The sequence below is a fragment of the Streptomyces sp. ActVer genome (genome assembly GCF_027270795.1).
Lineage (GTDB): Bacteria > Actinomycetota > Actinomycetes > Streptomycetales > Streptomycetaceae > Streptomyces > Streptomyces umbrinus_A.
In genome coordinates this window covers 1-2,116 of the sequence record NZ_JAPWHT010000807.1, presented here as the reverse complement: position 1 = coordinate 2,116, position 2,116 = coordinate 1, and the positions used below count along the sequence as shown (strand labels likewise).

Sequence of the window (2,116 nt, the reverse complement as noted above, 5' to 3'; positions counted from 1 at the left end):
CCCCTCGGTCACGGCGGGGAGCAGGTGGCCGAATCCGTCGCCGCTGCCGGTCACACCGGTGTACCAGGTGATGACGGCCAGGTCCTCGGTGAGGGTGACCAGTTCAAGGTTCACGGCGGACACGGCATCCGGGTCGCGGGGGTGGCGTATCTGTGTCGTGCCGCGGCGGGCGGCGGCGTGGAGGGCTCGGAGGAGGGCGGGGGCGAGGAGTGCTGCGGATCGCAGGCCACCGTGGGGAGCGGAGAGGCAGCAATACATGTCTGATTCGTGCCCGCTGGTGGTGAACCGCAACAGTGCGGCGGGCGGCGGCCACTTGAAACGCCGGCGTGCGCGGGTCTCACAACAGGCCGAGGTCCCGGGCGCGCAGGGCCGCCTGAGTGCGGTCGCGCAGGGCGAGGCGGGTGAGGATGCGGGAGACGTGGTTCTTGACCGTGCCCTCGCTGAGGTACAGCCGCGCGGCGATCTCCCGGTTGGTGTGACCCTGCGCCACGAGCCGCAGGATGTCCGTCTCCCGCGGGCTCAGGTTGGCAGCAACGGTCGCGGGAGGTTTGGCAGTTGGGGCAGGCGTAGGGGTCGGCAGGGAGGCGGTGAGGTGGCGGGCGACGGACGAGTCGAGCTGGGTGACGCCCGCGTGCGCCAGGCGGACCGCGTGGGCGAGTTCCTCGGCCGGCAGGTCCTTCAGCAGGTAGCCGTGGGCGCCGGCCCGCAGCGCCTGCACGACGTACTCCTCGTCCTCGAACGTCGTCAGCATGACCACCCTGCACTCCGGGGCCCGGCCGCGCAGGACGGCGACCGCCTCGATCCCGTCCATCTCCGGCATCCGGACGTCCATGAGGACGACGTCCGGGCCCAGTTCGAGTGTCTTCGCCACGGCGTCCCGCCCGTCCACGGCCGTACCGACGACCGCGATGCCCGGCCGGATGGCGAGCAGCGAGGCGATGCCGTCGCGGATGAGCCGCTGGTCGTCGACCACCAGCACCCGGACCGGCGGTGCCGTCTCCCGGTCGTCCATGGTCATCTCCGCCCGCGTTCGTCGATGCTCATCTCCGCGCCGTCATCCCGCGCGGCACGGTCACCGTAAGCCGCGTACCGGCATCCGGTCCGCTGTCGATGTCCACGCTCCCCGCCACCAGGTGCACCCGTTCCCTCATCCCGACCAGCCCGAACCCGCTGCCGGCCGCGTCCGGTACGAAGCCACGGCCGTCGTCGCTCACCACCAGCCGCGCGGTATCCTCGGCCAGCAGGACCGCCACCGTCACCCGTGTGGCCCGCGCATGGCGGCGCGCGTTGGTCACCGCCTCCTGGGCGGCCCGGTACAGGGCGGTCAGTTCGGCCGCGCCGAGGCCGTCCTCGTCACCCGTCACCTCGACGGTGATCACCGGCCGGGCCTCGCCGCCGTGAGCGAGGCCGGCGAGCGCGGCAGAGAGCGTGGGGTGCGCCGCCTCGCCGCGCAATGCGCGGACCGACTGCCGTACGTCGCCGAGCGCGAGCTTCACCGAGTGCCTCGCCTCGTTCAGCGCCCGCTGGGCCGCGTCGGGGTCCAGGGCCCGGAAGTCGGAGGCCATCTCCAACTGCACGGACATCGCGGTGAGATGGTGACCGAGGCTGTCGTGGATGTCCCGGGCCAGCCGGTTGCGTTCGGCGGCGGCCGACAGTTCGGCGACCCGCGCGGCATACTCCTCCAGTTCGCGCCGGGCGCGCTGTTCGCCGACGGCCACGGCAGCCATTGAGAGTGCCAGCACCAGGCCGACGGTGAGCATCAGCAGGTCGGAGACGTGCTCCAGGTCGCGGTACCAGCCGGGAGCGGTCAGCACGTACAGCGTGAGCAGCCCGGCCAGACAGAGCGCGCCCAGCGCGAGCGCGGTCGTACGGCCGAAGGCGAAGTACGCGGTGAACGGCAGCAGCACGAACAGCACTTGGGCCAGGTCCGACGCGTCGAGGACCACCGCCGCGACGATCAGGGCGCAGCGCGCCAGCAGCAGTGGCACCCGGGCCGCGGGACGGCGGTGCCCCGCCGCTTCCAGGGCGAACAGCGCCCCGATCGCGGCGACGAAACCGGCCGTCCGCCACACCGACGGGCCCGGTCCGTCCCCCAGTCCGGCCGCCGCATAGTACA

At 72.7% G+C, this 2,116-nt stretch carries 2 protein-coding genes; both read right to left on the bottom strand.

Translation table 11 applies throughout. The annotated features are described in order from the left end of the window. Positions 1-337: 337 nt before the first annotated feature. Complete coding sequence (locus O3Q52_RS52280) at positions 338-1,012, bottom strand: response regulator transcription factor (protein ID WP_269655423.1); 675 nt, start codon at positions 1,010-1,012, stop codon at positions 338-340. Between the two features lie 28 nt (positions 1,013-1,040). Continuing rightward, the coding region (locus O3Q52_RS52275) for a sensor histidine kinase (protein WP_269655422.1) at positions 1,041-2,116 on the bottom strand (1,076 nt) is incomplete at its 5' end.